Raw genomic sequence first — 26,766 nt, forward strand, 5'->3', positions numbered from 1 at the left:
AGGTTTATTGCTCCCACTGCTCTCTTATTTCATTCACCTGTTCCATATAAGCCTCCCAGCCTCCCATCTCAGAAATTGAATATATGGCATAGGCAAAATAAACTATTCCTAATACAAGTCCAATTATGGCCATAATTTTGGCTGTTTTAAGCTGATCGTAATTTGAGTATAATTCAGGATTTTCTTTGTACTTATTTTCGTCCTTATACACGAGAAAATAGGCAATGCCGGCAAGAACAGCCCCCGGAAGGCCTCCAAAACAGCAGCAGAGGTATGAAAGAATTGAAAGTACAATGGCTATGGTAACATTAGGTAGTTTTTGTTGTTCCATCTAGTATAGGTTTAATTAGATAAATTTTAGGATATAGTTGATTAAAATAGTCGATACAGTAGTAATCATTAAAAATATGCTAATTTTATTTTCATGTTTTATGGTGATAAAACTATTCAATACTAAAAACCCAAATAAAACTATTAGAGGATAAATAGCAGGATACATTTTAAATGCCTCAGTAAACTCTCCATGTAGTAGTAAAACAGCGGCCCTTTGAATACCGCAACCTGTGCATTCTAAACCTAATAACTGTTTATTCATACACGGAAGCATATAATCTTCATTGGTAAAAAGAATTATTGCTGAAGTTGTATTCATTTTAACTATTTAATCAACTGAAAATTACTATTATTTTTGAGGAATGAAAACAAATCGAATCATTTATTTTTTGCTTATTATCATTGGGGCAACTATCATGGCAACCGGTGATCAATGGATTCAGAAAGAGTATTCCATGAGCATAGGTATAGTTTTACTGATGTTCGGTATTTATAAATCTTCGAAAGTATGGTCTAATGCTGAAGAGCATAATACGGAGGATGAACAATGAGAATTTTTAAAGTAGGTGAAAAGGTTGAGGTCATAGATGATAAGCTCACCGGAGTTGTAATAGCCATTTCAGATGATTTAATAACTATTAGAACCGATGAGGGGTTCCACATGGATTTTAGTGCCTCAGAATTGATTCACACCGAAGATGTGAAGGCTATAAAGGTTACCAACTTTGAAGCTGCCCAGGTGAAAGGCATCAAGGAGCAGGTAGTGAAGCCAAAAGCGAAAAAGACTAGTCCGAAAGACCGTAATAAGCCTACAATGGAAGTTGATCTTCATATTCATCAACTCGTTCCTTCTTCCAAAGGGATGTCTAATTACGACATGTTAAATATTCAGATGGAAACGGCCAAACGACAACTGGAATTTGCAATACGAAAAAGAATACAAAAAGTGGTTTTTATCCATGGCGTAGGAGAAGGAGTTCTGAAAGAAGAATTGAACTTTCTGTTTAAGCGCTACGAAAATGTAAAATTTTACGATGCTGATTATCAAAAATATGGCTTAGGGGCTACCGAAGTTTATATCTATCAAAATCCCTGAATAAATAGATTACTCTTTGGTGGTTATGGTTCCAAATTCGTTAATCCTAAGGTCAGTTATTCGCAAACCTTCCGAATTTACCAATGAAATTTCACTTAGTTCAATTTTGTGCTCAAAAACAGTAGTGTCGCTCTCGCTTTGAACAGTAGTAATAAAGACTTCTCCTCCTTGCCCTTCGTACTCATCTACAACTATTGGTGTAAGCGGAGGAACAACATCACAAAAATAATCCTTGTCAACATCTTCGGAAAAAGTCCGGTAAATTACTTGAGATTGCCCCGGAACTGCGCTTCTAATTGTGTCAGTTGAGACTTCATTGGCTAAAAGGCCGCTTTGCAATTGAAGTACAAGGGCATCGGTGGTATTCAGTTTAAAGAATAATGTGCTGCTCGTTGTTGTTGTGGACTCACAGAAGTTGATGCTGGTATCATTAAAATCTATCGTTTCAATCAACAAATCACCATCGTCGCAGGAGCAAATAAGGCACAAAATAAATAACAACAAAGCTTTATTCATGCTTCAAATTTAAATGAATTTAAAACGATTATCCTAGTGCATTGCATTGATTTTATGAAGAGTTTAAGTTTATTTCAATTATTTTTGGTCATTGCATTAAATTAAAAAGCTTGTTCATGCATAAAATCTATTTTGATAATGCTGCTACTACCCCTGTAAGAGAAGAGGTAATTGTAAAAATGAAGGAAGCCCTGACCAACTGTTATGGCAATCCGTCATCTACCCATGGATTTGGACGGAGTGCCAAAACCGAAATTGAGCAAGCTCGAAAAACTATCGCTAAATATTTAAACGCCGAAGCATCTGAAATTATATTCACATCGGGTGGTACTGAAGCTGATAACATGATATTAAGGAGCGCTGTAAGGGACCTTGGAGTGCAGACCATTATAACCTCGAAGATTGAGCATCATGCTGTTTTACATACTTCGGAGGCACTGCAAAAGGAGTTTGGTATTCGAGTTGAATTTGTCGATACCGACAGTTTTGGGGATATAGACCTAAAGCACCTGGAACAGTTACTGGATGCTGATGATTCAAAGAAGATTGTTAGTTTAATGCATGTAAACAATGAGATAGGGAATATTTTGGATATGCATAAGATCGCATTGCTATGCAAGGCTAAAGGTGCTTACCTCCATTCAGATACGGTACAGTCCATTGGGCATTTTAATTGGGATTTACAATCCACACCTATTGATTTTTTAGTGGCATCGGCGCATAAATTTCACGGTCCTAAGGGGGTGGGGTTTGCTTTTATAAGGAAAAATACGGGGATAGAACCTTTGATAGTTGGAGGTTCTCAGGAACGTGGCTACCGGGCGGGTACAGAACCATTTCATAACATAGTAGGCCTTAAAGAAGCATTTGTAGCAGCCTATGATAACCTGGATGAAGAAGAAGAATATATTTCAGGGCTGAAGCGGTACTTCATTGAAAAGCTTAAAGATGCTATCCCGGGGGTAAAATTTAATGGGTATTCCGGGGATATGGAACGGAGTACCTATACTTTGGTAAATGTCTGCCTGCCTTTTAGTGAAGATAAATCACAAATGATCCTTTTTCATATGGATCTAAAAGGAATTGCATGTTCGGAGGGCAGTGCCTGTCAGTCCGGGGCCAATGGTGGTTCGCATGTCCTTAACGAAATTTTGTCTGATGAAGAACTAAAAATGCCTTCAATCAGATTTTCATTTTCAAAATACAATACACAGGAAGAAGTAGACTATGTAATAGAGGCATTAAAGGAGTTTAGTTTGTCCTAAGATTTTTTAATTTTTTGACGCTCTTTATCATAGGGAAATTTGCGCACTAACTTTTTCATCATTTTATCAATCATATCAGACGTATTTCGACCTGATTTTTTATTGATGCCGTACTCGTATTTCCATAACAGCTTCCCTGTTTTTCCATCACTTATTTTAAGTCCAATTCTCCCGTAGTTTGCAACCCCAAGGATATAATCCATAAAGCTAAATTCTGTGGGAATTCCTTTAGAAAGCAGGATATTTATATCAAGATTACCGCTAACAATTGCATCCACCTCCAGGATTTCACATAGTTCTTTTATAGTATAGGTGTCTATAGTAGTGTAGGTAATATCTTTTTTGGCAAGAATGGCATTTGTGTTACTGACATTTTGAAAATCAACGGTGAATTTCTTTTTTTTCTTTCCCCGGCCAAAATAAGTCTCCAGTGCATCCTGCACGGCATAACCTTCTTTTTCTTCCAGTTTAATTAATTCTTCCTTTGATGTATTTTCCTCAAGTTTAAGATGCGTAAAAAAGGGTATGATTGCTACGATCTTGTGATCTTTACTTAAGACATCAAACTTGTTACTTTCATATACACTTTTTTGAGCGTTAAGGCACGTACCAAATAAAAGCAGGGAGATAATAAGAAATTTCTTCATTATAGACTAACTAAAAGCGCATACTCAGTTTCAGGTTAAATACACGGGATGTCATAAAATTAGGAACTGCAAACTCCTGTTTACTGTCCACATCCCTAACCCAGGTATTGGTTATAGAATTTTGATTGTTAAATAGGTTGAAAATCTCAAAACCAAAATTCAATTCTTCAAAACGATGTAGCCAATGACCCTTGGGGTATTGTTTATTTAATCCTACAAAAGTATAGGAAATACCTAAATCTGCACGCTTATAATCTCTTAATCTATTCTGAAAATTATATGGATCGGCGTAACTCGGCGAGCCACCGGGTACTCCGGTATTGTAAACAAGATTTAAATACATCCTTAAATTGGGTATATTAGGAATATAATCCTGCCATAGAATACCTAGTTGAAATCTCTGGTCAGTTGGTCTGGAAATATACCCCCTGTCATCAATATTTTCCTCTGTTTTAAGAAAACCCAGGCTAACCCAGGATTCAGTTCCCGGTACAAAAGCACCGTTCATTCGCACATCAAATCCATAAGCATAAGCTTTGGCATTATTTGAAGCGGCATACCTTATCCTTACATCATCCAGCGTGTATGGATTTACATTCGATAAATTTTTGTAATAAGCTTCACTAACCAGTTTAAAAGGTCGGTTCCAAAGTTCAAAACTGTATTCGTTACCAAGCACAAAATGAATAGATCTTTGTGCTTTTACCTGAGGTTGTATAGTTCCTGTAGGATCTCTTAATTCTCTGTAAAACGGGGGTTGCTGATATATTCCTGCTGCAAGCCTGAATAACATATCAACCTTCCATGAAGGCTTAATAGCAAATTGTCCCCTGGGACTGAAAATGATCTGAGAATTACTCGGAAATCCTTCGCCGCTAACTGTCCAAAACTGAGACCGGATACCTAGATTGTAATAAATATTGTTGGTATTCCATAGGGTTCTTCTGCTGTATTGAAGATATCCCAGAAAGCGATTGGTTCTTACAAAATTTAAAGCGGAAACAGAGGTATAAGGCACAATTTCCGCATTAAAAGGTTCTTCAGGCTGGTTATTTATGAATTCGTTGGTTGGAGGCCTGACAGAATACCCCAGGGAGTCCAGAAATTCAGATTCACGGATCTGATCGCGAAAATCTTCATGGGTATATTTAATACCCCACTCCAATGAGCTTTTGTTTTTGTTCAGGCGCCCTTTGTGCGCAACGTTAACAATAAGGGCGTCAAGATCATTTCGGGCCCGGTTAAACTGTGTGCCTATTCCTCTTGAAGAAGTAACTTCTCCAAGATTACTACCACCCAGATCTGTATCAATTTCCCCTAATTCATATTGGGCTATTACATCGGAGTACTCTTCTTCAGTAGTATGGTATACAGAAGTAATAAAACTTAACAGCACATCGTCATTTACCTTATAATCTGCTTTTAGGGCCCCAAGGCTGGTTTGGTAGTTATTATCTTCCTTACCTTGATAAAATACTACCAGCGCCTTTGGATCGCTAATTGTTCCAAAGTTGGTCTGTCTTGAGAGAGGCACATTTTGATAGTCGTTTAACGATAGATTTCCTAAAAAGTTAAGACTAAATTTACTTGAGAAATGGTAGGTAAGATAAGTCTGTAAATCTGCAAAAACAGGCGTAAAATTCGTGTTGGTTTGTTGGCTGTTCACCAGGAGGCTATTATCTCTATAGCGCAAACCTGTTACGCTTGTGAAATTTCTGTTTTTAGATATTGTTTCAAGAGTTATCCCTGCGCCAAGGAAACTAGCTTCCACATTTAATCCAAATTCTGATGGATTCTTATAGGTAATATCCAATACTGACGAGAGCCTATCCCCGTAAACCGACTGAAATCCGCCAGAGGAGAATTCGAGGTTTTGTACCATATGGCTATTTACAAAACTCAATCCTTCTTGCTGACCGGAACGAATAAGGAAAGGGCGATAAACTTCAATATCATTAATATAAACCAGGTTTTCGTCATAATTTCCTCCCCTTACAAAATACTGCGTACTGAGTTCGTTATTTGAAGAGACGCCGGGCAGTAATTTTAACACATTTTCTACCCCCGCGTTGGCACCCGGGATTTTTCGTGCTAGTTTTGTAGAAATAGTGGTAATGCCTTCAGCACTCTTTTCCCCAGTGGCCGTTACTTCTACACCATCTACCTGTATTGCATCTGTCTTTAATACAGGATTGAATTCGAACGTCTCGTTGGTGGTAAGGATTAGATCTTCAAGGATTACGTTCTTATGACCTATATGAGAAAATATCACAGTTATTTTCTTATCGGCTATAACTTCTAATAAATAAAAACCGGATGAATCTGTAGAGGTGCCACTTCCCTCAGCGGTAATATTTACATTAGACAAAGGTTTGTCATTTGTTCCTAATACTACGCCCGTAATGGTTGCCTTTTGCCCTCTCAATAAACTGAGAGAACCAAAAAGAGTAAGAAGTAATAAAAGGTTAGAACACTTCAAAGTACTATTTTCTGTAAAACGTGCTGGTAAAGGTATTTGTATTGCCCACGTTATCTGTAACGACTACTTTGAGTTCACATTGCGTTTGATTAAGGATTTTATCGTCAAAATTGTAGGTTAGTGTTTTGGTTTTTGGCTCGTATTCCATTAATATCCACACCCCGTTTAAAGTGGCGGTATAGGTATCAATACCGCTAAGGTCATCAGATATCAGCAGGCTTAGATAACGATAGTTGGTTAACCATTGTTTTTCCCGAAAATTCTTTGTTCTGATTTTTGGTGGAATGGTATCCCTCGCCAACGTATAGGTACCGAGGTTACGGGTCCGTGTTGTGAATGTTGAACCTCGTTTAAAAGTATTCATGTAACTCATTTTATTTTTTTTACCCAGTCGTGCTATAAATAATTCCTTTCGGTCTTGCGCTGAGTAACGGGATACATCAAATGTTATAGTAAAGTTTTTATGTGCAGGTATCCTATTATTGTGGATTACTACCGTGTCATTACCTTTTTGAAGGTCCAGATATTGATTTTCATAAAAAGTGTTTGCAGGAAAATAGACTTTTGCGGCACCCAGGTCATAATTATTTGGTTGTTTGGCTATAATGAAATAATCGGTCTTCTTTTCTTCCTTTAGTATAACTGGTTGCTCCCTTTTTCCCTCAATGGGTATTATTAATTTGACCATATTATTTGCAAGATCCTTAATATGAATTTCCACGTTATAGGAGAGTCCTTCTTTTATATTGATCTTGCCTTCATTATATATTTGATCATAAATTCCCAACCGATTACCAGGGACCATAAACAAACGTTGTATTCGCCTGTTATACTTTCCATAATGGTCATAATCTATCAATGTATTGATATATCTTGTCTCTTTAAACGAGAAAGATTCAAAATTATAATCAGTATAAATCTTTCCATTAACTATTTGCTGTACAGAAAAAACACCGTTTTTATTAGCCGCCAGATCCTGCCTGTCATAGGTGTTAATACCAAATCCAATGGTCCCGGAGGCATATACCTTATCTGCCACATAAGATCCATCTCTTTTTCGGTTAAATTTAATTTGAATCTTCTTACTACTTCTATTTACCTGCGCATTTGCAGACAAGGGATAGGCAAACAGACTTACGAGTGTCGGGTTCGTGGCATCCCAAACTTCCAATCCATATAGTAGCGGATTAGTAGGTTTTTCGGATATGCTGTTTCTTATTTCAAAATGGAGGTGTGGCCCGGAGGATCCGCCTGTATTTCCGGTATAAGCAATCACCTGGTCTTTTTGTACTTTAAGGTCACCATAATCAGGAAAAACCTCAACTTCATAAGACTTTTTCTCGTATTGAAGTTTCTTAATGAAAGCTTCAATTTCCGGTGCAAACTTTTGAAGATGCCCATAAACAGATGTATATCCATTGGGATGGGCAATATATATCACTTTTCCATATCCCCAAAGTCCTACTTTAATTCTGGTTATGGTGCCATTGCCTATAGCATGCACTGGTAAACCCTGGCGTTGTTGAGTTTTGATATCAATGCCCGCATGGAAATGATTTGAGCGTAATTCACCAAATGTTCCGGCAAGGACTAAAGGAATATTCAAAGGGGATCTGAAGACATCCTGCGGGTACTTGTCCTGCCCTGTAATAACAAGGACAGAAAAAAGCAGGATGCATAAACTAGGTATTTTCATAAGCGTTAAGTTGGTACGAATTTAATTAATACGAGATAAACATGGAAAAAAGGTCTGTTAACAACGAAAATTTTATTTAATCTTTTTTTATTTTTTAAGAATTGCCATATCCACGGGATTTAAAGTGTTACTTCAAGAATAATTGCAAAAACTATTGCGAAGTCGTCGAAGGTGTGTTAACTTTGTGTAAATCGCATTGTAATTTGCATATGAGCGAATTGGTTGAAATTGTTGATTCCCTAGAAAATAAAATTAGCAAGCTTTTGCATAAAATTGAATTGCTAAACAAGGCTAAAGAAAGATTGGAACAGGAAGTTACTGATCTTAAAACTGAGGATGAAACAATTAGGAATACCATTTTGGAATGGGAAGAAAGATATAATTCTCTCAAGCTTGCAAATTCGATGTTGGGCAGTGATACAAATAAAACTGAAGCTAAGCTCAAAATAAATACATTGATAAGAGAGTTGGATTATTGTATAGCACAACTTGCTGAATGATGTAACAAAGATATATGGGGGAGAAGCTGAAAATAAAGCTTTCTATTGCAGATAGGGTATATCCTTTAACCATTGATCCAAGTCAGGAAGAAGGATTGAGAAAAGCTGCAAAGAATATTGAACAGCTTGCTAAGAAATTTGAGCAAAATTATGCCGTTAGAGACAAACAGGATGTACTGGCCATGTGTGCCTTGCAGTTTGCCTCGAAGATTGAACAAAGAGGCATAGATAATTCAGAGAGTACCAAAGAAGTTACTGAACGTCTAAAAGCGTTGGATCAGTTGGTAAACTCTAAACTAAGTATAAAATAAGTTCTTTAACATAATACAAAGTTACTGCCCACATTGGTATTTAATTTTTGACGAACTCAACACTAATTTGTTTGAAAAGGGTGAGTTGAGTTTATAAATTGTTTACTGATCCTCAAATAGTTCGGTTTACCCTCGTGTGATAAGAACAAAAGCGAAGTAAAGTCAAAATAGGTATTGGATACAGCGTTAAAAGCTTGAGTATTCAAATAAAAAAAGAGGACAGTAAGGTATTAATTATTAAGATAAGTTATGGATATTACAACAATTGCCATAGGGGCTATAGCAGGTTTGTTAATAGGATTCATTGTAGCAAAATTATTGGAGAAAGGTAAGGCTGCCAAAACGGTTACAAATGCAAAAAAAGAAGCCAGTTCTATTTTAAAATCCGCCAGCATCGAAGGTGAGAATATAAAGAAAGATAAAATATTTCAGGCGAAAGAAAAGTTTCTGGAATTAAAAGCTGAACACGAAAAAGTAATAATAAATAAAGAAAAGAAAATTGCGGAATCTGAGAAACGAACCCGCGATAAGGAATCACAGGTTAGTGCTGAATTGGCCAAGAACAAGAAGTTAAATGAGCAGCTTATAAGCAGGCAAAAAGGTTTGGATCACAAATCTGAACTTTATGATAAAAAGCATTCTGAACTCGAAAAACTTCATAAAAGACAGGTACAGCAGTTAGAGGTAATTTCCGGCTTATCTGCCGAAGAAGCAAAAAGCCAACTCCTGGAATCTTTGAAAGAAACAGCCAAAACGGATGCAATGGCGTACTTGCAAACTACCATGGAAGACGCCAAGCTAACTGCGCAACAGGAAGCAAAGAAAATCGTCATAAATACCATTCAGCGTATTGGTACGGAGGAAGCAGTTGAGAACTGTGTTTCGGTATTCAATCTGGAATCTGATGATGTAAAAGGTCGTATTATTGGCCGAGAGGGCCGCAATATCAGAACTCTTGAATCGGCAACCGGAGTAGAAATTATTGTTGATGATACCCCTGAGGCTATTATACTTTCCTGTTTTGATTCAGTCCGAAGGGAGGTAGCCCGCCTTTCCCTTCATAAATTGGTTACAGATGGAAGAATTCATCCGGCCAGGATTGAAGAGATTGTTCGGAAAACCGAAAAGCAAATAGAACAGGAAATTGTTGAGGTTGGTAAACGCACGGTAATAGATCTCGGTATTCACGGATTACATCCTGAATTAATAAGAGCTGTAGGTAGAATGAAATACAGATCTTCCTACGGTCAGAACCTATTGCAGCACTCAAGAGAGGTAGCAAAACTATGCGGGGTAATGGCTGCGGAATTAGGCTTAAACCCTAAAATAGCTAAACGTGCTGGTCTGTTGCACGATATAGGTAAAGTGCCTAATACAGAAGCAGAAGTAGAAACACCTCATGCCATTTTGGGAATGCAATGGGCAGAGAAATTCGGGGAAAAACCGGACGTCTGTAACGCCATTGGTGCCCACCATGATGAAATAGAAATGAAGACCTTAATATCACCCATTGTACAAGTATGTGATGCTATTAGCGGAGCACGTCCCGGAGCAAGGAGACAGGTACTGGATTCCTATATACAACGCCTAAAAGATCTGGAAGATATCGCCTTTGCTTTTGGAGGTGTTCAAAAAGCGTATGCTATCCAGGCAGGAAGGGAATTGAGGGTAATAGTCGAAAGTGAGAAAGTGAGCGATGATAAAGCTGCACAGCTTTCTTTTGAAATCTCACAGAAAATACAGACCGACATGACATATCCCGGTCAGGTTAAAGTTACGGTTATACGCGAAACACGATCTGTGAATGTAGCCAAATAAGGAATTGTCTCAGAAAAATTGAAAAACGGGCTTTAAGGCTCGTTTTTGCTTTTATAACTATCTGGTAGTATTCAAAGAGGTTATGACCGCTTATTCCACCTGTTTAATCAACGACAAATTTAAAACCGGCAGTGATGATACCCGCGCTCAAACCGGTGTTTCTCTTGTAGTAATTGTATTTGACATCTATGCTTTTCAAACCAAATTTTAGTTTATGTTGTTTCATAATAATGTTGGTGTAGTTAATTCCAAAACCAAATTGATTTGCATTGTACTTAGACAAATCATAATCTGAAGTATAGAATGGGGAGGTAGACAGATGTTGGTTGTAGGGGGCAAAATAATCCGCGGCTTGCTGGTTATAAAAACGGTAAGATGGATACAAGGTGAATTTCCTGGCGATTTTAACGGGAACTTCAATACTAAGTGTATTCGAATTTATCCCCCAATCATCAAAATAATATCTATAATACGATCTCACCACCAGATATTCATTGATGAAAAAATTGAGTCGGCCCCCCAGGGCGACCTTAAACCTGGAATCAGGTAAGCGTTCTATATCATCCGCCAGATGAAAGTTATCAATAAAAGAATCAGCCACATCACTAAAGTAAACCCGCTGAAAAGGTGTTGAAAGCAAACCTTGCTGCAATACTAGATCGGTTAGGAAAGTCCCTTGAATATTTTTAGTAAGGATTTGTGACAAGCCAACCCCAAAGGAATAGGAGTTCCGTTTCTGATCTGTTAAAACGCTAAAGTCAGGACTGTAATTAGGGTTACCTGTTATAGTATTTTCTATAAATAAAAAATCTTCTAATCCCCTTCCTCCGGGAGCAAAAGGACGAAGTTCATAGGGGTAGATGAGCGTCCATTTGTCTAGAAATACATTACCCCTAAACCCAAGTTCGGTATTTTTCTCATTGAATAATCGTGTATAGCTACCCCCAAAACCAAGGGAGTTGTAATCGTATTCAGTGGAATATGAAAGATTTGCGGTCCATATGGAATTCCTATCATCTGAACTATGGCTGTAATTACCGGTAATATTATACCAGGTATCATCCCTGGAAGCACCCGAGGCAGCTATAAAAGGATCTGCAAAACCTTTGTCAAACGGGTTAATATTACTCGAAGAGGCAGAAGTATATGCCGAAATACCGGCATCTAATGTTAATACATCATCATCACTTAAAGGAATAGATACCACCAATGTTCCAGTAATATCTGTTAATTCTTCAGTACCACGGCCTCCGGTAACAGCAGCATTTTGTCCATCCTGACTGTAATAACTGGTCAAAATATCTATTTCAGTTGATTCTAAAACCCTGTTCTTATAAACTTCTTTATTTTGCTCCGAACTTTGGGAACGACCAATCGCGAAAACGACCACCAGTGCGATAAAAAGTAAGAGTTTATGTTTTATCATAGATTTTTTATAAAAAATAGCATAGTGTTCGTGCCAAAAATTATTTAGTTACATCCGCAGCCACCTCCGGTTTTGCCACCATTGGCTCCCGCAGCTGCTTCGCGGTAGGAATGAAAAACTGTAATATTTCTATCACACAACTTTTCTGATAACTCCATATCGGGATCATTGAGATTTACTTTTTCATATCCCTTAACGGCCACGCAGCTACTTAAAACTACAAGGAAGCACGTTGCTAAAACTATTTTCCTGATCATAACCTATCTATTTCTATATTATGGCTGGTAAACACCTTCCCATTTTCGTCAATAATTATGCACTCTACCTGAGGTAACTGATTAATTCGGTTTAATCCTGTTTCTTTTCCCATTACAAAAACAGATGTTGCCAGGGCATCGGCTAATTCCGCCTTGGGAGCGAATACAGTTACACTTAAAATTCCGGTTGCCGGATAACCTGTACGCGGGTCTATAATATGTGCATATCGAATACCATTAAGACGCACAAATTTTTCATAATTACCGGAAGTAACTACGGCCCCATTAGTAATTGGCAAAATAGCAGCTGCTTTCGTTTTATTTAAGGGATTGGTAATGGCTACAGTCCATTCATTGCCATTGGGTTGTCTGCCCCATGTATTCATATCTCCGGAAGCATTTATAATACCGGCCTGCACCCCGTTTTCGAGTAATAGGGATTTAGCCATATCTGCTGCATATCCCTTTCCAATGGCTCCAAAGCCTATTTTCATACCCTTCTTTTTAAGAAAGACCGATCTGTTCTTTGTATCCAAAATAATATTCCGGAATCCTACCTTTGCTACCGATGATTCTATTTCCTTCGTGTTAGGCATTGTTTTCATGCTGCCATCGAATTTCCAGATTTTGTCCATAGACGCATAACTAATGTCAAATGCACCATCGGTAATCCCGGACAGTTTTATAGCCCTATCGATTAATTCGAATAATTCTTCACTAACCCTGACCGATTTTATTCCTGCATTCTGGTTTATTTCAGAGGTTTCTGATTTTGGATCCCAGGAAGAAATTAACTTTTCTATCCTTGTAATCTCAGAAATTGCAAGATCTATATAGGTTTTGGCCTCTAGAGAGTCATTGGCCACAACGGTAATCTGAAAACCGCTGCCCATTCTTTTTACATTGCGCTGAAAAGTTTGCTGTGCCGTTAAGGGTACAATAAAGAACATGAGAATAATAAGGGAGCTATTTAGTTTTACCATTTATTCTTTAAAAGATTCTAAAAGACCAATATATTCTTTTACTGTTATTTTTTTATAACCCGTTTGCCCTAACACCCTTCCATCTTTGTCCAGGACAACAACCAAAGGAAAGTATCCATTTTGGTTATAGGTTTCGGCCAAGTCTTTATTCTTTTCCTGCTGCTCAACCGAAAGTTTATTTTGTTTTTTACGCGGGAAATCTGCCAGCAATAAAACAAAATGGTCCGAAGAATAATTTTTGAATTCTTCAGAGCTCCAAATCTGCTGTTCAAGTTTTATGCAGGGTGCGCACCAATCCGAGCCCTGAAATACTAGAATAATTGGTTTATCCCCAGATTTGGCCAGTTCTTTGGCATAGTTGAAATCTGTCTGCCATTCCTGAGCCCAAATTGTCGCCGAACCAATGAATAGTACCAGAAAGAAGGTTCTTATTTTCATATGATAGATTAACGCTTTTTTTTAAGATTTCGTATCCCGTTTTTGACAGGAGCCACTTACTTTATCAGGATCTTGAGATAATTGCGATCTGTGTCGTAAGTTCCATAATCACATGGGGTATAAGGGTATAGATACTGCCAAATCTACAGTATCTCTTTTAAGCTTATCAAAAGATCATCGCTGGCTATTACAGTAGCGAATTCATTATGTATGCTGGCTAATTCAATTTCGTGAATCATTTCGGCCTTGTATTTAGTTCCATTAGGACCTACTTTATCAAAGGCAGCCGTTGCATCTCCCACTAAAAATGTATCATAACCCAAATTCCCTGCCATTCTTGCGCTACTAGAAACGCAATGATCCGTAGTTAAACCAACAATCACTACTTTTTCAATTCCAAGTTTGTCCATTTTTTGCTGCAGATCTGTCCCAATGAAAGCACTGTTCACCTCTTTCTCTATAATGGCTTCATTTGCCAGTGGTTTAACAATATCCTTGAATTCGTTCCCTATCTTACCCTTAACCAGCGGGGAATTCGGATTGGTTGAGTTGTGCTTAACATGAAAAATAGGAAGCTTATTATTTCTCCAAAAGTCAAGCACTTTTCTTGCATTTGATTCAGCTTGAAGATTATTTCTGTGCCCCCCATAATAGTCAATATCATCTAATCCTTTCTGAATATCGATAAGGAGCAATGCCGGTTTACTTGCAGAATTCATATTATTCAATTTTGTAGAGAATTGGATTAAAGGCTTTAGAGGCAACCATTACTTTGTCACCAATATTCAATGTTTGTACTTCAGATTTATCCGCAATTACTTTAACCACATTGTTTTGAATCAACACTGAAACAATGTGAATAACATCGTGAGATTCTATTTTCAATACTTCACCTATAAATTTAAATTTTCCACTGATCTTTTTATTGGTAAAGATTTCATCGGGCATTCCCTGTTTGATAATTTTCCCCTTTTCCAATACAATAACCCTGTCAGACAGTTTCATAATCTCACCTGGATCATGACTTACCAAGAGGGTGGTAAGACTATATTCCTTATGAATTCTCGAGATATAATCCTGGAGTTTCAAACGAATTTTATAATCCAGCGCTGCAAGAGGTTCATCTAACAAGAGAATTTTTGGCTTGTGTACAAGGGCTCGTGCCAGAGCCACCCGTTGTTGTTGACCACCTGAAAGTGTTTGTGGTTTTCTACTGTTCAGATCCCCAAGTTCCATTAGTTCTATAAGATCAGAAATTACTCTTTTATTCTGCCCTTTATGTGCTGCAAATTCCAGATTTTGTTTTACAGTCATATTTGGGAACAAGGCATAATCCTGAAATACATAACCAATATTTCTTTTTTGGGGCGATAAATAATCCCTCTTTTTGGTATCTACCCAACTGGTATTTTCAACCGTAATAACTCCTTTATCCGGGTTTAATAATCCGGCAAGGATTCTTAAGGTTGAGGTTTTTCCTGAACCGGATTCACCATATAGTGTAACTAATTCACCTTTTCTGATATCACATTTTATGCGAAGGTTCATTTGTCCGTCAGAGTCACTTAAACTTTTATGAAAATCTAGCTTTATCATTTCCAAAAGCGCTTTAGATACCCCCCATTTATTAAATATACCGTAAGCAGGATACAAAATGTTATAATAAATAATACAGAAGCGTAGAAATTGGCCGCGCCGTAATTCATTGCTTCTACCTCATCATAAATTGCAATGGATGCGACCTTGGTTTTACCTGGAATACTTCCGCCAATCATTAGTACTACGCCAAATTCACCCACGGTATGTGCAAAAGCGAGGACAATTCCGGTTAATATTGAAGTTTTGCAATTGGGCAGAAGAACCTTAAGCAAGGTTGTCCATTTTGATTTTCCCATCACCTGCGAAGCTTCCGTGAGTGAATGAGGCAGCATACTCAGACCCGATTGAATTGGGTGAACCATAAAGGGCAGGCTATATATTATGGAAGCAAGGACAAGTCCGCCAAATGAAAATACAAGTTTAAGCCCCAGCCATTCATTTATCCAATTCCCAAAGGCGTTTCCCGGACTGAAAGCCAACAGGAAATAAAAACCCAAAACCGTTGGAGGTAAAACCAAAGGCATGCTGATAAGAGTTTCCATGAAGGGTTTAGATCTGGATTTGGTGTTTACCAGCCAATAGGCTATCGGTATTGAAATAACCAATAGTATTGCCGTAGTAACAACAGCTAGTTTTAAAGTAATAAATAGCGGATCCCAATTCATCATTCAGACAGCATAATTTCATTAGTTTTGACCATTGCGCAAACAGATAACGCTTCTTCCAATCCAAGTTGATCCACCGCATTGGTAGTAATAATGGAGCTTATATCACCTGCCGGGGTATTTATCAGGATATTGCTTAACAATAGACCGCGTTCAATATGAGTAATTTCTCCCTTAAGGCGGTTTTGAAGGCTTATTTTTTGCTCGGTGTCCTTGCCGATAATAACTTCCGTTTCCTTAAATAAAACCTTAACTAAATGACCTGCAGTCAGATATGAAACCGTTTCCGGAGTTTCTATGATGATGGCTTTAAACAGGCTCTGATCAGAAAGCTCAATTGTTACGAGTGATAAACTACCGTTTACCTGCACATTTTTAATATGACCTTTTAAACTATTCATCTACCGAATATCCGAAATCTTTTAATATAATCTTTGCCTCCCTGGAGAAAAGAAATTTGTAAAATTTTTTGACCCCCGAATTATTTCTTTTAGGTTGGTTTATGATCACTGCTCCTTGTGCTATTGGGGTGTAAAGAGAATCGTTGATGATAACAAAATTACCCTTCCCTTTCATTTCCGGTGAAAGAACCACTGATTGGGCTGTAAATCCGATTTCAGCCGATTTAGAATATATAAATTGATTGGTTTGGGCAATACTCTCACCATATACCAATTTAGTCTCAAGATCAGATAAAAGCCCCTTTTTTTTAAGTACTTCCAGGGCTGCCAGTCCATAGGGTGCTGTTTTAGGATTTGCGATTGCAATGTGCTTAATTGACGAACTGTCTAAGTTTTCTGTTGTTGGCGCAAGTCCGTCAACCATTGTCCAGAGTGCTAATTTTCCATATGCGTAGATTTCAGGGGGGGCACTGGCAAAGCCTTTTTTAAATAGATCCGAAGGGTATTTCATATCAGCCGAGACAAAAATATCAAAGGGTGCGCCTTCCATAATCTGGGCAGTATGCTTTCCAGAAGAACTTATAATCAAGTCACAGTTAAAGCCAGTTTCTGCTGTGAATTTTTCAATAATGGACTCTAATGCGTATTGTGTATTGGCCGCAGCGGCAATGGTAATTTTAGATGAATCATTATTTGCGTCTTTACAGGCAGAAACAAGAACTAGTAAAACAATTCCTAATACTTTAAAAACCAATTTTTTTTTAAGCGGCAATTTAAGAGATGGTGGGACTTTAAAATTCCAATTCGGCATAGGCTACTTCTTTAGTGATGTCCGCTACATTGCCCGGATATTCTTTCCCCCTTAAACGACTTACAGTATGTGCTTTTAGTTCATCTTCCGGATATGATTTTATCAATTCCTGTATCGCTTTTTTGTCCAAATCGTCTTCTATATGCTCCAGCCATTTGTCTACCAGTTCTTCCGGTAAAATTAAAGGCATTCGTGGTCCCGAAGCCTTTGGGTTATTATGAATTTTGGACATCATGGAATTTCCCTCAGTTGTTACAATTGAGAAGGTGTTAATCAATTCACCGGTTTCTGTATCCACCCATTCACTCCAGAGCCCGGCCAAAGGTAAAGGTTCATTGTCTTTTTTATTCACATAAAAAGGGAAGGTTTTACCGGCGTAATGATGATGTTCATAAAATCCGTCTACATAAATAATACAGCGCTTATTTTTGGCTGAATTTCGAAAGGAAGGCTTTTCAAAAATTGTTTCCCCTCTTGCGTTAAGCGTTTGGTTCCAGAGCTTTTTTAGTTGAGTCTTATCTTTTACCCAAAACGGTACAAGTCCCCACGTTGCAAGAATTGGTTTATGTGGCGCACTATCTGTATAAATAAATAATTTTGGGTGATTAAATCCTGAAACATGATAAAGTGGCAAGTCTGATAAAGGTGCCATTTTTTCAATAATCTCCTCAATGGCCTGCTCGTTCCCGTAATGCCTGGCACGTTTTAACTGAGCTTCAAGACTTGCTTTGATATCGTAACACATATCTCAATATTTATATAATGGGGAAGAATTAAATTTAAGAAATTTTGTTCAATAATTGATTTGGACTGGATTTAACGTAATTTCTGAATTAAGCAAAATTAAAAAAGATAAGCCAGAGAACTGAGTGTGAACTTTATAAGGGCATCCAAACTAACAATGCCGATTGAATGATAAAAAACAGAATAAAAGGAATTACAAAATATCCCATAACATCTCTCGCCTGTAATTTGGTGCCACTGGCCATTACAGGAAAAATTATTAATAAATAGAAAGGTTGAAGGGCATTACTCAGACTTTCTCCATAGGCAATAGCCATAGAGGCTCTGGCAATCATAGCGGTAACTTCCGTTTCACTGAACCCTGCGCCAAGTTCTTTGACTACATTAATAATTCCAGGTCCAATCACGGCAAACTCCCCACCGGCGGAAGGAATGGCAAAATTCACCAAACCACCAGAAACATATGCTAAAAAGGGATAGTTTGTTAGGGTGGCAATTGAAACCTGAAGATCAGCAATTTTTGCACCTAAACCGGTTGAAAGCATTATTCCCATGATACCTGCATAAAACGGATATTGAAAAAGTATTCCTGAGATATTGCTGCTTGATCGTTTCATGGAAATGCTATACCGCAGCGGAGTTTTATGAAGAAAAAGGCCCAGGATCAGAAATGTAAATATGATAATATTGAAATTCAGTTCGAACCCATTCTGATAAAAATAATGTCCGATAAAAATGAAACCTAAAATGGCAACTGAAGTTTGCAAAACCCCGCTATTATTGAGAAGATCTGAGACAGCTCGATAAGGAAGTTTGTAAGATTCCGCCTCTGCTTTAACTGAAGTCTCGTTTGGAAGATCATCCAGTACCAGGAGATCAGATAATTCTTTATCCTTGTTGTCTTTTGGAACTAATATGAGAAATAATAGAGGTCCTAACACCACAAAAAGCAGGATCATTATAATGTTCAGAGATGATCCCAACGTATAAGAGGTTGGTATCAAATTGGAAAGAATACCTGCTTCAATTAAAAAATTGTTTTCGGTATTTAATAATAGGGCGATAGAACTGGAAGCCCCGGCAACCCAACTACCCATGCCAAAATAAACACAGGCGATTAAAAAAGGATAGTTTAACCCTTTTACTCTTGTGGCCAATTCTCGGGCTAAAATTGCCACAATTACGATCATCCCAAAACTGATCAATGCCATTAGGGCTCCAGAAACAAGTACAAACAAATAAACTTGGCCCGGAGTCTTTATGTAGCGAGATATCCAATTTATACCTTTTTCAACCGTTTCTGATTGGGCTATACTGGCAGCTGTCACAATGACAAGGATAATCTGCATCCCAAAAGCCAGCAAGGACCAAAACCCTCCATACCATCCTTCCAGAACACCTATGAATGAGGTATCTGTCCACAAAAGGGCAGCAAATCCTGTGATGAGGGTAAGGAGCAATGCAAAAACATACGCACTGGGCATATATTTAACAAAGAGATCTGTGAAAAGTTTGCCAAGTGCTGAAATCATACTAGAACTTCTCAGTTGTATTTAGTTATAGTTTAGTTCGTAGGATAAATTAGTAAAATTCCCAATAACGGTTCATTTATTATAGTCCAAAAAATGTGCGATGTTTACTGAAACACACCGCACATTAATAGATACATCAGTTTGATTTTCTTACACGAACAGGATACTCTGGTCGCTTAGGGGTTACCGGAGGGGCACTCTTCAGCTGTTCCATTACGACTTCAATGGCTTTTTCCAATTGAGGATCACTTCCAGAAATAACCTCTTTGGGCCATTGTTCCACTTCAATATCCGGCGCAACCCCTTCATTCTCAACGCGGTAACCGTTTTCGTTCCAGAATGCCACATTAGGCGCAGTTACCGATCCGCCATCAATAAATTCAGGATACCCTAAAACACCAACAAGTCCGCCCCAGGTTGTTTTACCGATGAGGGTACCCAGTTTAAATTTTCTAAACATCCAGGGGAGATAATCCCCGCCTGAGCCGGCAGTTTCATCAATAATCATCACTTTCGGTCCTTGGATGGAGGCGCTGGGGGATTTGAGATCATTTCCATACCTGAAGGTCCAGGATGCCTGATAGGGTTTCTTCAGCATATCTATATAGTAATCTGCCAACTGTCCGCCCCCATTGTGTCGTTCATCAACAATTATAGCTTTCTTATTGGCCTGGGGGAAGAAATACCGTTTAAAATATTCGTGTCCGGCGCCTGCTGTATTGGGTACGTAGACATAGGCCACCTGTCCGTTTGTTGCTTTATCAACTTTTTTAATATTACCTTCAACCCAGTCCCTGTTTCTCAGAGAGCGTTCACTTTCAATAGGAACCACTTTTACCTTGCGCGAGCCAGAGCCGTCTGCGGAAGCTGACACTGTGAGCTCTACAATCTTGTTTTGAGTGTTTTCAAAATGGCTAAAGAGATTTTGATCTGCAGTAACCTGCCTGCCATTTACGGCGATTAAATAATCACCTGTAACAACGTTAACACCCGGTTCTGTTAAAGGTGAACGAAGTTCAGGGGTCCAGTTAAGACCTCCGTATATTTTTGCAAATCGATACCTGTTGTTAGACACGTCATAATCTGCTCCTAAGAGGCCTCCACCAACTTTGTCCGGGTTATTCATTCGATCGCCCCTGCTACCAAACCTATGATGTCCTACAGCAATTTCACTGCACATCCATTGCATAACTCTGTACAGGTCACTTCTGCAAGTGACATCCGGAAGGAAAATTTTATATTTTTCTTTCATCGCATTCCAATCTAATCCATGCATTCCCGGGTCATAGAAATAGTCCCTGTTCACACGCCAGGCTTCATCAAAAATATTGGACCATTCCTGTCTTGGATCAATTTTTACTTTAATACTACCAATATTTAATGCACCATTTTCAGGTTTCTTCCCAACTTCTGTAATACCCCAGGTTTGTTCCTTACGGTATAACATTTTTTTTCCGTCCGCAGCAATAGTATACCAATTTACCGGCATAACTTCTTCATCTTCCCGCTTATTCAAATCATACATTCTAAGTTGCTGTGGATCGCTGAAACTACTATGAGGTTTACGCGATAAATAAAATAATTTTCCTTCTTCAGTAGCGCTTAAGCCGGAATACATGCCCGGTGAAATGGGTAAGTCAATAATACGATTCGTAATTTGTTCCCAGTCTATCCGCAATGGTTCTGCTGTTTTGTCTTCTTTCTTACCATCTTTTGATTTGTCATCTTTATCGGATTTCTCTTCCTTCCCGTTCTTTTCTTCATCATTCTCTTTAGCTAATGGGGAAATAAGCTCCTTCCTTAAGGTTACCAAATAGATAGAATTCGTCATTTCCATATCCTGATTAGACTGATCAAACCAATTCACAACAGGTCCGGCATCTGTGGAGGCAAGCATATAGATGTATTTTCCGCTTGGATCAAAGATAGGTTCACTAACGTTGGAAAGGCCATCGGAAAGTTCAAAGGATTTATTCTGATCAAGGGAATATACGTAGGCCCTTTCAAAGTTTGTTTCCGTTATTATTGTGTAGGACACCCATTTCGAATCATGGGACCAGGAACCAAAAAGTTCTCTGAAAACACCTGGAGAATACAGTTTATCTGTTCCAATTTTAGTGATTTTTGCGGTAGCTGTATCTGCCATCAATAAATTACGCCCATTATCCACGAAGCATAACTTTTTACTATCTGGTGACCAATGTAAAAAGGCGTAGAATCCGGAACCGGAGATAGGTATCTTTTTTATTGAGCCATCTTCCAGTGTTTTAAGATGCAGGCTATATTCACCCGAAGCATCCGAAAAATAAGCTATCTTCTTGCCGTCTGGCGACCATTGTGGATATTTCTCATGAATCCCCGCAGTTTGACTCAAGTTCTCTACATCACCTTTTTCAGCGGGTACAGTTATTACTTCCCCTCTGAAATCAAAAACAGCCCTGGCACCGGATGGTGAAATACCGGCACTTCTAATGTATCTGTCGCCAGAGACATAACGAGGCCTGAGTTCCAGTAAATCTGTAGCGATGGAGATAGTAAGTTTTGTACTGGATAAAGAATTTGTATCAAATAAATGTAAATATCCTGCTTGCTCGTAGATTAAATCATTGTTATTGGTATTGAGACTTATCACGGGAAAATCGTCATAATTTGTGAGCTGGGTTACCTGTCTGGAGTCCAAGTCATAAGCAAAAAGATTGAATTCACCATTACGGTCACTTCTAAAATAAACTTTGTTTCCTATCCACTGTGGATTGGCATCATTGCCTCCCGAGGCTGGTTTGGGAATTTCCGTAACTTCATAGGTCTCCATATCGTAAATCCATATACGTGATTGCGTGCCTCCCCTATAATTCTTCCATTGGTTAAACACTTCATATAGAGGTGAATAAGCGATATATTTTCCATCCTCTGAATACGATGCACTAAATGCACTGGGAATTGGCAATTCCGTTGGCTGACCTCCTTCGATCGAGACAGTATAAAGCTTTGCATGTCTGTTGGTGTAGGTAGCTCTGCGGGAGATGAAAAGCACTTCTTTGCCATCCGGAGTAAAATCTCTTACCTGATCCCAGCTTGGATGCCAGGTTAGTCTTTTAGGAACTCCCCCTTGTGCAGAAACAATAAATACATCTATATTTCCGTCATATTCCGCACTGAAGGCAATTAAAGAACCATCTGGTGAAAAAACGGGGTTGGATTCCACCCCTTCATCAATGGTGAGTCGCCTGGGATTAGTACCATTTTTGTTGGCAATCCACAGATCTTCGGCATAAATAAATGCAATATTATTTTCACTAATTGCAGGACTTTTTAACAACCTGGTATCTATTGTATTTTGAGCATTTATTTGGAAAATCCCTATTGCCAGAAATATGGTTAGTAACGGATAACTTTTAAAGTGTATTCTCATAGGAAAGATGTTATTGATTATTTAATTATTTGAAGTGCATCTAAGCGCAGCTAATTGTAAATGAATGATCGTTAAATATAAGGTGGATTTTGGTCTTACAAAATATGAGATACGACTTTTTTATAATTCGATGAATGTCTAAGAAATAGCTTCCGAGGATTAGGGTTTATTGGTTTAGACTTTGGATCCAATTTTCCAGAATACTTAGGTAATTGCGATGTAGCTTCGACCAATAGGGAAAATCACTCTTTGTAACCTCATACATGGAGTGTGAAGCGCCTTCGAGAACTACTATTTTATGGTTTTTATTTTGAGCTTTTTCAAGGGCCTCGTTGATGGCTTCATAACTCTTAGGAGGAATAATTTCATCCAAACTCCCCTGAACAACAAGTATTGGTTGTTTAGTTTTTTCAAAGTAAGGAATTGGCGAGTAATTTAATTTTTGATCTATTTCAATTTCAGCAAGGTCGGGAATCCAAACCTTATTGAACCACTCTTTGGATTTATTCTGGTCTATTTCTTTCTGAAGGGTTTCTTTGGAAATAACCCCTGCAATAGTTTCAAAAACCTTTCGCTCAAATTTGGTTGCCTCTTCAAAATGCTCACCCAGATTCTCCTGATTCCTGTTCTTCCAGTAATTGAGATCACTTTCCAATAAGGTAGAGCCGGGACAACTTACAGCGATACCATATTTAAGGTCTTTTATCTCATTTAAAATAAATGGTATCTTACTAGCTCCCTGGCTGTTGCCTTTAATTCCTATTTGGTCTAAAGGGATATTCGTCTTTTTAGAAAACCACGTAATGGCATTAATATCATCCGATGCAAGTTCTTCTATGCTTGCCCGGGACCAGTTGCCTTCTGAACTTCCTGTCCCACGTTTGTCATAAATAAAGGTAGTATAACCGCGTTTTGCAAAAAGTTGCGCTTCTGCTCTTGATGCACTTCGGTCCGAATTACCTGAGGAAGTGACAATTACAAGGGCTTCTTTACGGTCATTAGCCGGATAGTAAATAGTACCATTTAATTTCAGATCGTTAGTTCTGAAATTTATGTCCTCCGACGCCGGAATATTCATTTTACCGGCAACTTTATAGAGGGTATAAGGTATTTGAAGGGTATCCACGGTTAGGGATCCGCTTAATTTCGAATTAGTTTTCGCCCATAAATTTTTAAATGAATAGGTATAAAAATCGCTCTGTATTTTAAAGTTTATCGAATCTCCTTTTACTTCAACTTCCCTAAATGGGATTCTGTTGGCATTTTGTTCGAGGCTTGTAAAATAAGCCCTCCACTGCAAGGAATCCTGTTCAATCTCAATAATTATAGAGTCCGAAAAATTACCTTTTTCAAAGAGGCCATTATAAACGCCACTTCGGTCAGACGTTTCCTTATTTGTATTTGGACTACAGGATATTATAGAAAGGATTAATAGTAAATAGAAAGATTTTCTCATCGGTTATTATTGTTTAACTTTTTGATTCGGGATTCTTTTTTCTCGCTTCTATACTGTAAACCATTGGTATTTTATTTCCAAGGTGTTTGATTCGATACTTGCCTGGTTCTGGTTCAATCATAGAGTTAAAACAATTATACGGGGAATAATCATATTCCTGAAGGGAGGTTATTTCAAGGCCATTAGTCAGGAGACCGGTCATTACTTCAGCTAAACCGTGATTCCAGGTTACATATTCCAGTTTTAGATCAGCATCTCTGTTTGCATAGGTTCCTGTTTCAGTTTCTTCAATAGGCCCGGAATTGAAATAGTTGTATTCTACCTTACTAAATTCATTGTCAAACATCCAGACAACAGGATGAAATTCTACGAAAATAAGTCTGCCTCCGGGTCTTAAAAAATGTGATATAATTTGCCCCCATTTGTCAATATCAGGCAACCAGCCAACCGTACCATAGGAGGTATAAACAATATCAAATTCCCCACTTAAATGATTTGGCAGATCATAAAGATCGCAGCAAATAAATTTGGCATCGATGTTTGTTTTGGATGCCAATTCTTTCGCTCTTTCAATGGCCTTATCCGAAAGATCAACCCCTGTAACCTTTGCGCCAAGCCTTCCCAACGACAGTGTATCCTGACCGAAATGACATTGCAAATGCAATATATTCTGACCTTTTATATCCCCCAAAAGTTTTAATTCTATACTCTTCAGTGATGTTTTCCCTTCAAGGAAGCCTTTTATATCATAAAAATCAGACTCCATATGTGTATCCGTCTTTCTGTTCCAGGAGGCCCTGTTTATTTTAATATAGTCAGATTTCGAATCCATGTCTTGTCAGTTACGTTTTATTGCCTTTTGAAGGTATTGTTCTTTTGTTAATCTGTAGTACAAGGAGTCTTCAATACCCTTGCAATTGTCTTTTTTCCAGTAATCCATTGAAAGTTTTTCCAGAACTTTAATGGAGGCTGCATTTTGTCTGGCAACCCGGCCAATAATCTCTGTTAAATTCAACTCTACAAAACCATATTCAAGACAGGCACTAGCGGCTTCAGTGGCATAGCCTTTATTCCATTCCCTTCTAAAAAAACGAAACCCTATATCCACCAAATTTTGTTCATTGAGTTTTAGGCCGCACCATCCAATAAATGAGTGGGAAGCTTTTGTAATGACAGCCCACCTGCCAAAGCCATTATTATCGTAATCCTGGTAATTAAGAAGAAATTCCCTTGCCATTTTTACACTTTCAAAAGGCGGATCCCCGGTATACTTCATAACTTCCGGATCTGAATTTAATTCCCAAATATTTTCGGCATCATCCGGAATAAACTCGCGGAGCAATAATCTTGGAGTTTCTGTAATGTATTTTCCTGAACGATTCATTCCTTTAACATTTTTATCACCAGCCCAATTTGCCCTAAATGGTAGATGTCATGGTGTAACATACCTTCAAGCACAAAAGAATAAGGATAATTACCTCCGAATTCGGGGTCATAATAGTGTTCATCTAAAAAGCTATCATCCTTATCTTGTAAAAGTTCCAATAATTCCAGGAGCGTTTTATTATCTTCTTCCCGGATCTTCTCCCAACCAATAGCCTTTAACTCGTCATTTGTTCTCCAATTTATTGGATTGGCATCTGTAAGTTCACCTCTGCCGGTCCTTAATTTTACGATAGTATCCTTCCGCCAGGAAATAATATGCGCAATAATTTCAGCAATACTGTGTACAGAAGACAACGGACGTACAAATATCTGATCTTCTTTTAATTGGGATAATTTTTTGCTATACGAGTTTCCGGCCCAAATTAAACCATTATGGACTTCACTTATTTGCCTTTTTATTGAATTAATTTGTTTATCCATAGGCAGGAGGTGGATATGGTCCTATTTTTAAGACGAATTGCATGAAAAAGTGTTTCGTGAACCGTAAAATCAGGCTATGATATCTAAAGGTTTCGTTTCTTTCCATTTACCTCGTGTAAAATCCGGAAATGACTGTGGTGCACCGTCATTAGCTACAGAACGTTCACTTAAAGGTGAAACTGCACTCCGGAAACATCATTCATAAACATTTTGATCAAGCGGTAAGCCATTTCTAAGACATTCTATAATCCGGTAGACCATCATCCCATCCATCCCTCCATGGCCACTTTCACCGGTAGAAGAGGCCAAGCGCTTGTACAACGGATGATCGTATTTATCATAAAGAGATGACAATTGTTCTCCCTGAACCCATTGATGATGGCTATCTGTAATGCCGTCAATACCACCTTCCAAAGCGACACGCGTAGGAAAACCGGCCAAAATACCTTTGGTACCCTGTATTAAATTTAGTCGGGAATAAGGGCGGGGACTTGTTTCATCCCATTGTACCATAA

At 38.2% G+C, this 26,766-nt stretch carries 28 protein-coding genes and 1 pseudogene; 6 read left to right on the forward strand and 23 right to left on the reverse strand.

Annotated elements, in window-relative coordinates; translation table 11 throughout:
• Positions 1–4 precede the first annotated feature (4 nt).
• Both Q0X77_RS10645 and Q0X77_RS10650 read right to left on the reverse strand, forming a co-directional pair.
• Positions 5–331: a CCC motif membrane protein gene (locus Q0X77_RS10645; protein WP_297797091.1), complete on the reverse strand. Its 327-nt coding sequence runs from the start codon at positions 329–331 to the stop codon at positions 5–7.
• 15 nt (positions 332–346) lie between these two features.
• The gene (locus tag Q0X77_RS10650) at positions 347–652 is read right to left on the reverse strand and encodes a DUF2752 domain-containing protein (RefSeq protein WP_297797094.1); all 306 of its coding nucleotides are present in this window, start codon (positions 650–652) and stop codon (positions 347–349) included.
• A gap of 43 nt (positions 653–695) precedes the next feature.
• Here Q0X77_RS10650 and Q0X77_RS10655 point away from each other — a divergent pair, with 43 nt between their 5' ends.
• Both Q0X77_RS10655 and Q0X77_RS10660 read left to right on the forward strand, forming a co-directional pair.
• Entirely contained in the window at positions 696–884 is a 189-nt protein-coding gene (locus tag Q0X77_RS10655) for a hypothetical protein (RefSeq protein WP_297797097.1), read from the forward strand.
• Positions 881–1,429: a Smr/MutS family protein gene (locus Q0X77_RS10660; protein WP_297797100.1), complete on the forward strand. Its 549-nt coding sequence runs from the start codon at positions 881–883 to the stop codon at positions 1,427–1,429. The genes Q0X77_RS10655 and Q0X77_RS10660 overlap by 4 nt, the downstream gene beginning before the upstream one ends.
• A 9-nt stretch (positions 1,430–1,438) precedes the next feature.
• On the opposite strand, the gene Q0X77_RS10665 is transcribed toward Q0X77_RS10660, so the two are convergent.
• The gene (locus tag Q0X77_RS10665) at positions 1,439–1,945 is read right to left on the reverse strand and encodes a hypothetical protein (protein WP_297797103.1); all 507 of its coding nucleotides are present in this window, start codon (positions 1,943–1,945) and stop codon (positions 1,439–1,441) included.
• Between the two features lie 116 nt (positions 1,946–2,061).
• On the opposite strand from Q0X77_RS10665, the gene Q0X77_RS10670 reads away from it, so the two are divergent.
• Complete coding sequence (locus tag Q0X77_RS10670; RefSeq protein ID WP_297797106.1) at positions 2,062–3,210, forward strand: cysteine desulfurase family protein; 1,149 nt, start codon at positions 2,062–2,064, stop codon at positions 3,208–3,210.
• On the opposite strand, the gene Q0X77_RS10675 is transcribed toward Q0X77_RS10670, so the two are convergent.
• From Q0X77_RS10675 to Q0X77_RS10685, 3 genes are read right to left on the reverse strand one after another with little or no spacing between them, the layout of a single operon-like run.
• The gene (locus tag Q0X77_RS10675; protein WP_297797109.1) at positions 3,207–3,857 is read right to left on the reverse strand and encodes a hypothetical protein; all 651 of its coding nucleotides are present in this window, start codon (positions 3,855–3,857) and stop codon (positions 3,207–3,209) included. The genes Q0X77_RS10670 and Q0X77_RS10675 overlap by 4 nt on opposite strands.
• A 10-nt stretch (positions 3,858–3,867) precedes the next feature.
• The gene (locus Q0X77_RS10680) at positions 3,868–6,336 is read right to left on the reverse strand and encodes a carboxypeptidase-like regulatory domain-containing protein (RefSeq protein WP_297797112.1); all 2,469 of its coding nucleotides are present in this window, start codon (positions 6,334–6,336) and stop codon (positions 3,868–3,870) included.
• Between the two features lie 4 nt (positions 6,337–6,340).
• Positions 6,341–8,032 (reverse strand): M23 family metallopeptidase, encoded by a 1,692-nt coding sequence (locus tag Q0X77_RS10685; RefSeq protein WP_297797115.1) that lies wholly within the window; start codon positions 8,030–8,032, stop codon positions 6,341–6,343.
• Positions 8,033–8,241: 209 nt separating this feature from the next.
• On the opposite strand from Q0X77_RS10685, the gene Q0X77_RS10690 reads away from it, so the two are divergent.
• The 3 genes from Q0X77_RS10690 (at position 8,242) to rny (ending at position 10,661) form a co-directional block, all read left to right on the forward strand.
• Positions 8,242–8,532 (forward strand): hypothetical protein, encoded by a 291-nt coding sequence (locus Q0X77_RS10690; protein WP_297797118.1) that lies wholly within the window; start codon positions 8,242–8,244, stop codon positions 8,530–8,532.
• Positions 8,533–8,546: 14 nt separating this feature from the next.
• Positions 8,547–8,843 (forward strand): cell division protein ZapA, encoded by a 297-nt coding sequence (locus Q0X77_RS10695; RefSeq protein WP_297797121.1) that lies wholly within the window; start codon positions 8,547–8,549, stop codon positions 8,841–8,843.
• 249 nt (positions 8,844–9,092) lie between these two features.
• Entirely contained in the window at positions 9,093–10,661 is a 1,569-nt protein-coding gene (rny, locus tag Q0X77_RS10700; RefSeq protein WP_297797123.1) for a ribonuclease Y, read from the forward strand.
• A 103-nt stretch (positions 10,662–10,764) separates the two neighbouring features.
• On the opposite strand, the gene Q0X77_RS10705 is transcribed toward rny, so the two are convergent.
• The 17 genes and pseudogenes from Q0X77_RS10705 to Q0X77_RS10785 form a co-directional block, all read right to left on the reverse strand.
• On the reverse strand, positions 10,765–12,087 hold the full coding sequence (locus Q0X77_RS10705; protein ID WP_297797126.1) for a DUF3570 domain-containing protein: 1,323 nt from the start codon (positions 12,085–12,087) through the stop codon (positions 10,765–10,767).
• Between the two features lie 44 nt (positions 12,088–12,131).
• The gene (locus Q0X77_RS10710; RefSeq protein ID WP_297797129.1) at positions 12,132–12,344 is read right to left on the reverse strand and encodes a DUF4266 domain-containing protein; all 213 of its coding nucleotides are present in this window, start codon (positions 12,342–12,344) and stop codon (positions 12,132–12,134) included.
• The gene (locus tag Q0X77_RS10715) at positions 12,341–13,327 is read right to left on the reverse strand and encodes an FAD:protein FMN transferase (protein ID WP_297797132.1); all 987 of its coding nucleotides are present in this window, start codon (positions 13,325–13,327) and stop codon (positions 12,341–12,343) included. Before Q0X77_RS10715 ends, Q0X77_RS10710 begins: the two co-directional genes overlap by 4 nt.
• Positions 13,328–13,765, reverse strand: a complete 438-nt coding sequence (locus Q0X77_RS10720) for a thioredoxin family protein (protein ID WP_297797135.1) — start codon at positions 13,763–13,765, stop codon at positions 13,328–13,330. It abuts the gene before it with no gap.
• Positions 13,766–13,908: 143 nt separating this feature from the next.
• Positions 13,909–14,484, reverse strand: a complete 576-nt coding sequence (locus Q0X77_RS10725) for a cysteine hydrolase family protein (protein ID WP_297797138.1) — start codon at positions 14,482–14,484, stop codon at positions 13,909–13,911.
• Position 14,485: 1 nt separating this feature from the next.
• Positions 14,486–15,361 (reverse strand): ATP-binding cassette domain-containing protein, encoded by an 876-nt coding sequence (locus tag Q0X77_RS10730; RefSeq protein WP_297797141.1) that lies wholly within the window; start codon positions 15,359–15,361, stop codon positions 14,486–14,488.
• Positions 15,358–16,029, reverse strand: a complete 672-nt coding sequence (modB, locus tag Q0X77_RS10735) for a molybdate ABC transporter permease subunit (RefSeq protein ID WP_297797173.1) — start codon at positions 16,027–16,029, stop codon at positions 15,358–15,360. Before modB ends, Q0X77_RS10730 begins: the two co-directional genes overlap by 4 nt.
• A complete protein-coding gene (locus Q0X77_RS10740; RefSeq protein ID WP_297797145.1) occupies positions 16,029–16,430 on the reverse strand; it encodes a TOBE domain-containing protein in 402 nt (133 codons plus the stop codon). The genes modB and Q0X77_RS10740 overlap by 1 nt, the downstream gene beginning before the upstream one ends.
• Positions 16,423–17,241, reverse strand: a complete 819-nt coding sequence (gene modA, locus Q0X77_RS10745; protein WP_297797147.1) for a molybdate ABC transporter substrate-binding protein — start codon at positions 17,239–17,241, stop codon at positions 16,423–16,425. Before modA ends, Q0X77_RS10740 begins: the two co-directional genes overlap by 8 nt.
• Positions 17,222–17,986, reverse strand: a complete 765-nt coding sequence (locus Q0X77_RS10750; RefSeq protein ID WP_297797150.1) for an SOS response-associated peptidase — start codon at positions 17,984–17,986, stop codon at positions 17,222–17,224. Before Q0X77_RS10750 ends, modA begins: the two co-directional genes overlap by 20 nt.
• A gap of 133 nt (positions 17,987–18,119) precedes the next feature.
• Positions 18,120–19,517: a TIGR00366 family protein gene (locus Q0X77_RS10755; RefSeq protein WP_297797153.1), complete on the reverse strand. Its 1,398-nt coding sequence runs from the start codon at positions 19,515–19,517 to the stop codon at positions 18,120–18,122.
• A 136-nt stretch (positions 19,518–19,653) separates the two neighbouring features.
• Entirely contained in the window at positions 19,654–22,929 is a 3,276-nt protein-coding gene (locus Q0X77_RS10760) for a S41 family peptidase (RefSeq protein WP_297797156.1), read from the reverse strand.
• Between the two features lie 166 nt (positions 22,930–23,095).
• Positions 23,096–24,385 carry a prolyl oligopeptidase family serine peptidase gene (locus tag Q0X77_RS10765; protein ID WP_297797159.1) on the reverse strand — a complete coding sequence of 430 codons (1,290 nt, stop codon included), beginning with the start codon at positions 24,383–24,385 and terminating at the stop codon, positions 23,096–23,098.
• Between the two features lie 13 nt (positions 24,386–24,398).
• Entirely contained in the window at positions 24,399–25,217 is an 819-nt protein-coding gene (locus Q0X77_RS10770) for a bifunctional 2-polyprenyl-6-hydroxyphenol methylase/3-demethylubiquinol 3-O-methyltransferase UbiG (protein ID WP_297797162.1), read from the reverse strand.
• Positions 25,218–25,223: 6 nt separating this feature from the next.
• Positions 25,224–25,769 carry a GNAT family N-acetyltransferase gene (locus tag Q0X77_RS10775; RefSeq protein WP_297797165.1) on the reverse strand — a complete coding sequence of 182 codons (546 nt, stop codon included), beginning with the start codon at positions 25,767–25,769 and terminating at the stop codon, positions 25,224–25,226.
• Positions 25,766–26,251: a DinB family protein gene (locus tag Q0X77_RS10780; RefSeq protein WP_297797168.1), complete on the reverse strand. Its 486-nt coding sequence runs from the start codon at positions 26,249–26,251 to the stop codon at positions 25,766–25,768. The genes Q0X77_RS10775 and Q0X77_RS10780 overlap by 4 nt, the downstream gene beginning before the upstream one ends.
• A gap of 195 nt (positions 26,252–26,446) precedes the next feature.
• Positions 26,447–26,766, reverse strand: a pseudogene (locus Q0X77_RS10785) (alpha-N-acetylgalactosaminidase); the annotation flags it as partial.

Origin of the sequence: uncultured Eudoraea sp. (assembly GCF_947258925.1) — a bacterium.
GTDB lineage: Bacteria > Bacteroidota > Bacteroidia > Flavobacteriales > Flavobacteriaceae > Eudoraea.

Excerpts from the sequence above, each read along its gene's own strand:
- modA (WP_297797147.1), bottom strand. The coding sequence starts at position 17,241 with ATGCCGAATTGGAATTTTAAAGTCCCACCATCTCTTAAATTGCCGCTT.
- Q0X77_RS10770 (WP_297797162.1), bottom strand. The coding sequence starts at position 25,217 with ATGGATTCGAAATCTGACTATATTAAAATAAACAGGGCCTCCTGGAAC.
- Q0X77_RS10775 (WP_297797165.1), bottom strand. The coding sequence starts at position 25,769 with ATGAATCGTTCAGGAAAATACATTACAGAAACTCCAAGATTATTGCTC.
- Q0X77_RS10765 (WP_297797159.1), bottom strand. The coding sequence starts at position 24,385 with ATGAGAAAATCTTTCTATTTACTATTAATCCTTTCTATAATATCCTGT.
- Q0X77_RS10710 (WP_297797129.1), bottom strand. The coding sequence starts at position 12,344 with ATGATCAGGAAAATAGTTTTAGCAACGTGCTTCCTTGTAGTTTTAAGT.
- Q0X77_RS10715 (WP_297797132.1), bottom strand. The coding sequence starts at position 13,327 with ATGGTAAAACTAAATAGCTCCCTTATTATTCTCATGTTCTTTATTGTA.
- Q0X77_RS10695 (WP_297797121.1), top strand. The coding sequence starts at position 8,547 with ATGGGGGAGAAGCTGAAAATAAAGCTTTCTATTGCAGATAGGGTATAT.
- Q0X77_RS10760 (WP_297797156.1), bottom strand. The coding sequence starts at position 22,929 with ATGAGAATACACTTTAAAAGTTATCCGTTACTAACCATATTTCTGGCA.
- Q0X77_RS10780 (WP_297797168.1), bottom strand. The coding sequence starts at position 26,251 with ATGGATAAACAAATTAATTCAATAAAAAGGCAAATAAGTGAAGTCCAT.
- modB (WP_297797173.1), bottom strand. The coding sequence starts at position 16,029 with ATGAATTGGGATCCGCTATTTATTACTTTAAAACTAGCTGTTGTTACT.
- Q0X77_RS10755 (WP_297797153.1), bottom strand. The coding sequence starts at position 19,517 with ATGATTTCAGCACTTGGCAAACTTTTCACAGATCTCTTTGTTAAATAT.
- Q0X77_RS10655 (WP_297797097.1), top strand. The coding sequence starts at position 696 with ATGAAAACAAATCGAATCATTTATTTTTTGCTTATTATCATTGGGGCA.
- Q0X77_RS10665 (WP_297797103.1), bottom strand. The coding sequence starts at position 1,945 with ATGAATAAAGCTTTGTTGTTATTTATTTTGTGCCTTATTTGCTCCTGC.
- Q0X77_RS10725 (WP_297797138.1), bottom strand. The coding sequence starts at position 14,484 with ATGAATTCTGCAAGTAAACCGGCATTGCTCCTTATCGATATTCAGAAA.
- Q0X77_RS10660 (WP_297797100.1), top strand. The coding sequence starts at position 881 with ATGAGAATTTTTAAAGTAGGTGAAAAGGTTGAGGTCATAGATGATAAG.
- Q0X77_RS10685 (WP_297797115.1), bottom strand. The coding sequence starts at position 8,032 with ATGAAAATACCTAGTTTATGCATCCTGCTTTTTTCTGTCCTTGTTATT.
- Q0X77_RS10750 (WP_297797150.1), bottom strand. The coding sequence starts at position 17,986 with ATGTGTTACGATATCAAAGCAAGTCTTGAAGCTCAGTTAAAACGTGCC.
- Q0X77_RS10650 (WP_297797094.1), bottom strand. The coding sequence starts at position 652 with ATGAATACAACTTCAGCAATAATTCTTTTTACCAATGAAGATTATATG.
- Q0X77_RS10730 (WP_297797141.1), bottom strand. The coding sequence starts at position 15,361 with ATGATAAAGCTAGATTTTCATAAAAGTTTAAGTGACTCTGACGGACAA.
- Q0X77_RS10740 (WP_297797145.1), bottom strand. The coding sequence starts at position 16,430 with ATGAATAGTTTAAAAGGTCATATTAAAAATGTGCAGGTAAACGGTAGT.
- Q0X77_RS10705 (WP_297797126.1), bottom strand. The coding sequence starts at position 12,087 with ATGATAAAACATAAACTCTTACTTTTTATCGCACTGGTGGTCGTTTTC.
- Q0X77_RS10670 (WP_297797106.1), top strand. The coding sequence starts at position 2,062 with ATGCATAAAATCTATTTTGATAATGCTGCTACTACCCCTGTAAGAGAA.
- Q0X77_RS10645 (WP_297797091.1), bottom strand. The coding sequence starts at position 331 with ATGGAACAACAAAAACTACCTAATGTTACCATAGCCATTGTACTTTCA.
- Q0X77_RS10675 (WP_297797109.1), bottom strand. The coding sequence starts at position 3,857 with ATGAAGAAATTTCTTATTATCTCCCTGCTTTTATTTGGTACGTGCCTT.
- Q0X77_RS10720 (WP_297797135.1), bottom strand. The coding sequence starts at position 13,765 with ATGAAAATAAGAACCTTCTTTCTGGTACTATTCATTGGTTCGGCGACA.
- Q0X77_RS10690 (WP_297797118.1), top strand. The coding sequence starts at position 8,242 with ATGAGCGAATTGGTTGAAATTGTTGATTCCCTAGAAAATAAAATTAGC.
- rny (WP_297797123.1), top strand. The coding sequence starts at position 9,093 with ATGGATATTACAACAATTGCCATAGGGGCTATAGCAGGTTTGTTAATA.